At 74.0% G+C, this 6,652-nt stretch carries 9 protein-coding genes; 5 read left to right on the top strand and 4 right to left on the bottom strand.

Annotation, left to right across the window (positions count from 1 at the left end; genetic code table 11):
- The first annotated feature begins 253 nt into the window (after window positions 1-253).
- A complete protein-coding gene (locus tag KBX39_RS19120; protein WP_043330564.1) occupies window positions 254-1,318 on the top strand; it encodes an ROK family protein in 1,065 nt (354 codons plus the stop codon).
- Window positions 1,319-1,328: 10 nt separating this feature from the next.
- Here KBX39_RS19120 and KBX39_RS19125 read toward each other — a convergent pair whose 3' ends face one another.
- Complete coding sequence (locus KBX39_RS19125; protein ID WP_043330563.1) at window positions 1,329-1,529, bottom strand: DUF397 domain-containing protein; 201 nt, start codon at window positions 1,527-1,529, stop codon at window positions 1,329-1,331.
- 5 nt (window positions 1,530-1,534) lie between these two features.
- Entirely contained in the window at window positions 1,535-2,380 is an 846-nt protein-coding gene (locus tag KBX39_RS19130) for a helix-turn-helix transcriptional regulator (protein WP_043325956.1), read from the bottom strand.
- A gap of 278 nt (window positions 2,381-2,658) precedes the next feature.
- On the opposite strand from KBX39_RS19130, the gene KBX39_RS19135 reads away from it, so the two are divergent.
- Together KBX39_RS19135 and KBX39_RS19140 are read left to right on the top strand one after the other, a co-directional pair.
- Window positions 2,659-2,883, top strand: a complete 225-nt coding sequence (locus tag KBX39_RS19135) for a hypothetical protein (RefSeq protein WP_064447019.1) — start codon at window positions 2,659-2,661, stop codon at window positions 2,881-2,883.
- A gap of 172 nt (window positions 2,884-3,055) precedes the next feature.
- Entirely contained in the window at window positions 3,056-4,159 is a 1,104-nt protein-coding gene (locus KBX39_RS19140; protein ID WP_043325953.1) for a D-alanine--D-alanine ligase family protein, read from the top strand.
- A gap of 16 nt (window positions 4,160-4,175) precedes the next feature.
- Here KBX39_RS19140 and KBX39_RS19145 read toward each other — a convergent pair whose 3' ends face one another.
- Window positions 4,176-4,760, bottom strand: coding sequence for a DUF3515 family protein (locus tag KBX39_RS19145; RefSeq protein WP_043325952.1), 585 nt, complete (start codon window positions 4,758-4,760; stop codon window positions 4,176-4,178).
- On the bottom strand, window positions 4,761-4,994 hold the full coding sequence (locus tag KBX39_RS19150; RefSeq protein ID WP_013284547.1) for an Lrp/AsnC ligand binding domain-containing protein: 234 nt from the start codon (window positions 4,992-4,994) through the stop codon (window positions 4,761-4,763).
- Between the two features lie 163 nt (window positions 4,995-5,157).
- On the opposite strand from KBX39_RS19150, the gene KBX39_RS19155 reads away from it, so the two are divergent.
- Window positions 5,158-6,108, top strand: coding sequence for a thiamine-phosphate kinase (locus KBX39_RS19155; protein ID WP_210871812.1), 951 nt, complete (start codon window positions 5,158-5,160; stop codon window positions 6,106-6,108).
- 62 nt (window positions 6,109-6,170) lie between these two features.
- On the top strand, window positions 6,171-6,638 hold the full coding sequence (locus tag KBX39_RS19160; RefSeq protein WP_210871814.1) for a GNAT family N-acetyltransferase: 468 nt from the start codon (window positions 6,171-6,173) through the stop codon (window positions 6,636-6,638).
- Window positions 6,639-6,652: the final 14 nt, after the last annotated feature.

The following is a 6,652-nucleotide window of genomic DNA, read 5'->3' on the forward strand; positions in this document are numbered from 1 at the left end:
GGGCGGGCATGTGGTGGTCGAGGTGAGCGTCGCGCAGGCCCCGGAGTTGTGCGCCGTGTTCACCGCCGCCGGGCTGGAGCCGGCGGTGGTCCGCGACGAGGAACGCGAGGCGACAGCGGTGACCGCCCGCCGTCCCGGCTGACCGCGGCGGGGGAGCCCCGGCTGATCGCGGTGGGGGAGTCCCGCCGGGGGGCGTGGCGGGTGGGCCGGAGGGGAACTAGCCTCGGGTCAGGCGCGGCGGGAGGCGGTGGCGGTGGGCAGCGCAGGTGTGCCGGTGGTGGTGGGGCTCGACAACGGGGGCACGAGCGACAACGCCACTGTGCTGACCGTCGACGGCCGGTTCCTGGTGGACGGGCTGCTGGAGATCCCGAGTGACGTGGGCGCCGGGCCGGAGGCGGCGGTGGAGGCGCTGGCGCGGGCGTTCGACGGCGTGCTCGCCCACACCGGCGTGCCCCGCGACCTGGTACGCGCGGTCGGGCTGGACACGCCCGGCCCGGCCAGCGCCACCGGGGTCATCTCCTCGCGGGGCTCCACCAACTTCTCCCAGCCGGCCTGGCGCGGCTTCGACGTGCGTACCGCGCTGGAGCGGCGGCTCGGCCTGCCGGTGGTGTACGCCAACGACGGCAACGCCGCCGCGCTCTACGCCCACCATGTGCACTTCGGCGCGGACGCGATGGCCCGGTCCTCGGTGGCCGCGATCGTCGGCACCGGGCTCGGCGGGGGTGTGGTGGAGTCCGGGCGGGTGGTCGGCGGCGCGGCCGGCATGGCCGGCGAGTTCGGGCACGTGCACATCCCGCTGGACGGCCTGGTCGAGCCGGACCAGGCGGCGCCGGTCTGCGCGTGCGGCTTCACCGGTGACGCGGAGAGCGTCGCCTCGCTGACCGCGATCCGGCGCAACCTGCTGCCGTACTGGCTGGCCCGGCATCCGGAGCATCCGCTGGCCGCGGAGGAGCCGGACCGGGCCGCGAAGCTGCTGCGCGGCTACGGCGAGCGGGGCGACCCGCTGGCCCGCCAGGTTTTCGGCCAGCAGGCGCGGGCGCTGGGGCGGCTGTTCACCATCGCGGCCAACTTCACCGACCCGCACGCGTACTTCGTCGGCGGGGGCGTGGTGGAGGCGGCGCCGGAGTTCCGGGACTGGTTCCTCGCCGCTGTCGCCGAGCACACGGTGCTCCGTGCGGAGCAGCGGGCGGTGGCCACCTTCGCCCTGGTGCCGGATCGGGACATGGCCGGGGCGCGTGGGGTGGCCATCGCCGCGCTGGAGGCGGTGCGTGCCGCCGCCGTGGCCGCGCCGTTGCGGCCGGGCGGCGCGTCCGCCTGAGGAGCCGCGGTCAGGGGCGCGGCGGCGCCGCGGTGAACGCGGCCCAGGCGTGCGGCCGGAACACCAGCACCGGGCCGGCCGGGTCCTTGGAGTCGCGGACCGCCACCGAGCCGGGCAGCGGCGCCATCTCCACGCATGCGCCCTCGTCGCCGCTGTGACTGCTCTTGCGCCAGCCGGCCGGTGTCGGGCGCGGACGGTTCGTGCCGTTCATCTGGGTCACCTCTCGTTCAGCAGGCGGAGCAACTGGTCCCGACTGGCCGCCGGGCTCAGCGCCACGGTCCGCAGGTGCTCCATGATCTTGGTGCAGGTACGCAGGTCGCCCGGCCGGTCGAGGATCATCTGCCCGGCGACGGTCTCCACCGAGGCGATGATCGGGTCCTCCGGGTCGGCGAACTCCAGCATGTGCAGCGAGCCCCGGGTGCCGCGGTGGTAACCGGCGGCCAGGGGGATCACCTGCACCGTGATGTTCGGCAGTTCGGCCATCTTCACCAGGTGCTGGAGCTGGGCGGACATGACCGAGGGCCCACCGACCGGGCGCAGCAGCGCGCCCTCGTCGATGATGGCGTCGAGGATCGGCGGCTCGTCCCCGGAGAGCCGCTGCTGGCGGTCCAGCCGTAGCTGCACCCGCTGCTCGACCTGCTCGTCGCTGAGGGTGTGCGGGCCGCCGCGCATCACGCCGCGGATGTAGTCGGCGGTCTGCAGCAGACCGGGCACCACCGACGGCTCGAAGTTCGCGATGCCGGTGGCCTCGGCCTCCAGCGCGATGAAGTCGATGGTGCGGCGGTCCAGCAGGTACGAGTAGGACACCCACCAGCCGGGCTTGCGGGCGTCCTTCGCGAGCTCCACGGCCGCGGCGATCTCGTCCGGGCCCACGCCGTAGCTGGTCAGCAACGCGCGCACGGTGGCGGGACTGATCAGCGTCTGCGCGTTCTCGTAGCGGGACAGCGTGCTCCGGGTGCTGTTGATCTCGTCGGCCGCGGACTCCAGGGTGAGGCCGGCGGCCTCCCGGTGGGTCCGCAGTGCGATGCCGAGCCGTCGGGCCCGGGCGGTCTTCGGCGCCATGCATCGATGGTCGCACATCTGGTGGGAAAATGTGCGTGAGAGAAAGTCGATGAGAGTTGCATTCACGCCCGTGAACCTGTCAATCTGTGACGGCGTCCTCACCGCCGGTTGTCGTGGCGACGGTGGCGGTGAGCGACCGGAGGGGATGGGGCGCGCGGTGGTCGGATTTCTACTCCCCCACGATCCGGCCGCCGCGTGCCCCTGCCGGTCCACGAGATGGGGAGGGGTTCCGCGATGACGGTGACGGCCTGCCGCCTGCGGAGCGGAGGTGGCCGGGAATGACCCGGTTCCTCGTGGTCCTCACCGACGTGCGACCCCCGGACGGCGCCGGGCGCGACGAGCGGACCAGCCCCGAACGCCGACGGCAGGTCGTCGGCGCGAGCAGCCGGGAGGCGGCCGACCGGATCGCCGGCGCGTTCATGGCGCTGGGCATGGTGCGGGCCGGCCGGCAGCGCGTCAAGGTGATCGCGGTCGGCCGCCGGCCCCGGCACCCGGTCTTCTGAGCCACGGCCACCCTTGTATCGTTACTCCCTGTATATGTCACCTTGACCGTTTGCCACGCGGCTCCGCGTCTCCCCGGGTATCGACCACCCCCGCCGACAACGCACAGTAAGGTCAATCGGGTGAGCGCCACCGGCGAGCACGGCCAGCCGCAGTCGCGACGATGAGGTGACCATGACCACCCCAGGCAAGACCCGTGTGGCGATCGTCTTCGGTGGCCGCAGCCCCGAGCACGGCATCTCCTGCGTCAGCGCCGGCAGCGTGCTGGCCGCGCTCGACCCGGACGAGTTCGAGGTGGTGCCGGTCGGCATCACCCGGCAGGGCCAGTGGGTGCTCGCCGATGGCGAACCGAGCCGGCTCGCCATCACCGACCGGAAGCTCCCGGAGATCACCGCCGGGTCCGGCGCCGAGCTGGTGCTGCGCGCCGACCCGGCCGCGGGCGGCCTGATGGTGCTCGACCCGGCCCAGGGGCCGGTCGCGCTCGCCGACGTGGACGTGGTGTTCCCGGTGCTCCACGGCGCGTACGGCGAGGACGGCACGATCCAGGGAATGCTGGAGATGGCCGACATCCCCTACGTCGGCGCGAACGTGTTCGCCTCCGCCGCGGCCATGGACAAGGAGTTCACCAAGAAGCTCTGCGCCGCCGAGGGCATCCCGGTCGGCCCGTACGCGGTGCTGCGCGCCGGGATGTCGCTGAGCGAGGAGGACAAGGAGCGCCTCGGGCTGCCCGTCTTCGTCAAGCCGTCCCGGGCCGGCTCCTCGTTCGGCATCACCAAGGTCGACGACTGGGCGGACCTGGACGCCGCGCTCGTCACCGCCCGGGAGATCGACAGCAAGGTGCTCGTCGAGGGCGCCGTGGTCGGCCGCGAGATCGAGTGCGGTGTGCTGGAGGGCGAGGCCGGCGGCGCGCCGGAGGCCTCGGTGCTCGCCGAGGTGCGGATGATCGGCGACCGCGACTGGTACGACTTCGAGGCCAAGTACATCTTCGCCGACGAGGTCTGCGAGTACGACGTACCGGCCGACCTGCCCGAGCCGGTCGCGCGGCAGGTGCGCGACTACGCCACCCGGGCCTTCACCGCGCTCGACTGCTCCGGCCTGGCCCGGGTCGACTTCTTCGTGACCCCGCAGATGGACGTCTACCTCAACGAGATCAACACGATGCCGGGCTTCACCCCGACGTCGATGTTCCCGCGGATGTGGTCGGCCAGCGGGCTGGAGTACCCGAAGCTGGTCAACCGGCTGATCCGTACCGCCCTGCACCGCCGCGCCGGCCGCTGAACCGGCCGGCCGGGCGTCAGGCGGAGCAGCCCGAGGGGGCCTGCTTCGCCGAGGGCACGGAGCTGACGATGGTGTCGGAGATCGTCGTCACCCACTGCAGCGGCGGCTCGTACGACTTCGGCACCCGCACCCGGATCGGCGTCTCCCGGTCGACGGTGGTCAGCACCGTGGCATCGGCCTCCTCGGCCGCGTGCCAGCAGACCTTGTTCACCGTCCACACCTCGTCGGTGGGCGGGAACTGCGCCGGGCTGCCGCCGCAGGCCACCGTCAGCGCCGGGTCGCCGTACGCGGCGTTCTGCTCCGGGCCCGCGGTGACCGGACGCTGCGGCAGGTCACGCACGCTGTCCGGAAGCTGCGACATCAGGGCACGGCAGAGTACGGTCGGGCGCTCGGCCAGCGCCGGGGCGGCCATCTCGACCGGCGCGCTCGACTGTGCCCGGGGGCTCGCCGACGCGCTCGGCCCGGCGTCCGGCGACTCCGGGGCCAGCTTGGCGAACGTGAACCCGGCCACCGCCACCGTCACCGGCACGGCGACCAGAGTCGCCCAGAGCGCGGCGCGGCGGGTGGAGCGGTCCGGGCGCGGGGAAGTCTTCTCGTCCACTTACAGCCGCACCACCGAACACGTGAGGGTGCGGGTGATGCCGGGCACCATCTGCACCTTGCTGACAATGAGTTTGCCGAGCTCGTCGACGGTGTTCGCCTCGGTGAGCACCACCACGTCGTACGGCCCGGTGACGGCGTCGACCCGTACCACGCCGGCCAGGTCCGCGATCAGACCGGCCACGTCACGCGCCCGGCCGACCTCGGTCTGGATGAGGATGTACGCCTGTACCACGACTCGACCTCCGTCCGTCGCCTCCGGGCGACCCGAAGGGTGAAACTACCGTACTGAGCGGCAGTGATCCCTATCGGTTGCCGGTCGTACGCGGTGAGCGAGCACACGCCGGCGCGGACAGGGGTGGAACGTGCGCAACGACGCAGCGGATCGAGGGGACGGCATGACGGTCACGGATGTCGGCGAGTTCGGGCTGATCGACCGGGTGACCGCCCGGCTGGCACAGGGACAGAGCTGCCTGCTCGGCCCGGGCGACGACGGCGCGGTGGTGGCGGCGCCGGACCGGCGGGTGGTCGCATCGACCGACGTGCTGGTGGAGGGACGGCACTTCCGGCGCGACTGGTCGGCGGCGCGGGACGTGGGACACCGCGCGGCGGCGGCCAACCTCGCCGACATCGCCGCCATGGGCGCCACCCCGACCGCGCTGCTCGTCGCGCTCTGCATGCCGGCCGAGCTGGACCCGACCTGGGCCGAGGAGCTGGCCGACGGGCTGGGCGCGGAGGCGGCGCTCGTCGGCGCGAGCGTGGTCGGCGGGGACATGTCGGCCAGCCCGACGCTCACCATCGCGGTGACCGCGCTCGGCGACCTGGCCGGGCGACCACCGGTGGTCCGCTCCGGCGCCCGGCCCGGCGACGTGGTGGCGCTGGCCGGGCGCACCGGCTGGGCGGCGGCGGGCTACACCGTGCTGTCCCGGGGCTTCCGCACGCCCCGGCTGCTGGTCGAGGCGTTCCGCCGCCCGGAGGTGCCGTACGCGGCCGGACCGGCCGCCGCCGCGGCCGGCGCCACCGCCATGATCGACGTGTCGGACGGGCTGCTGGCCGACCTCGGGCACGTGGCCGCCGCCAGCGGCGTGGCCGTCGACCTGCGCCGGGAGGCGTTCGAGGTGCCCCGGCAGATGCGCGACGCGGCGGCGGCGCTCGGCGTCGACCCGTACACCTGGATCCTGGCCGGCGGCGACGACCACGCCCTGGCGGCGACGTTCCCGCCCGACGCCGCGCTGCCCGACGGCTGGCGGCCGGTCGGGCGGGTGGCGGTCGGCGCCGGGGTCACCGTCGACGGCGCCGGGTACGACGGCCCGCGCGGCTGGGACCACTTCCGCCGAACGGCGGAGTGATCTGCGTCCGACCCCCGGCCGCCGGGCCGGGCGGGGGTCGGAGGCGGTCGTAACCTGGCACGGTGAGCGAGATCGAGATCCGGGAGCGGCGCTTCGACGCGCCCGAGTCGCAGGCGCTGATCCGGGCGGCGCTGGCCGACCTCGGCGCCCGTTACGGCGGCAGCGGCGACGACACCCCTGTCGACGCGGCCGAGTTCACCCCGCCGGACGGCGCGTTCCTCGTCGCCTACCTCGACGGGCGTCCGGTGGGCTGCGGCGGCTGGCGCAGCCACGGCGCGGACGGCGACACGGCCGAGTTGAAGCGGATGTACACCGACCCGGCGGCCCGGGGCCGGGGCGTGGCCCGTGCGGTGCTCGGCGCGGTCGAGCGCTCCGCCCGTGACCACGGCCGCAAACGGATCGTGCTGGAGTGCGGCGACAAGCAGCCCGAGGCGATCGCCATGTACACCTCGTCCGGCTACGAGCGGATCCCGAACTTCGGCTACTACAAGGACGCCCCGGGCTGCCTGTCCTCCGGCCGCACGCTCTAGCCGACGGTGATGCG

Origin of the sequence: Micromonospora sp. D75, assembly GCF_018070405.1 — a bacterium.
Classification (GTDB): Bacteria; Actinomycetota; Actinomycetes; order Mycobacteriales; family Micromonosporaceae; genus Micromonospora; species Micromonospora chalcea.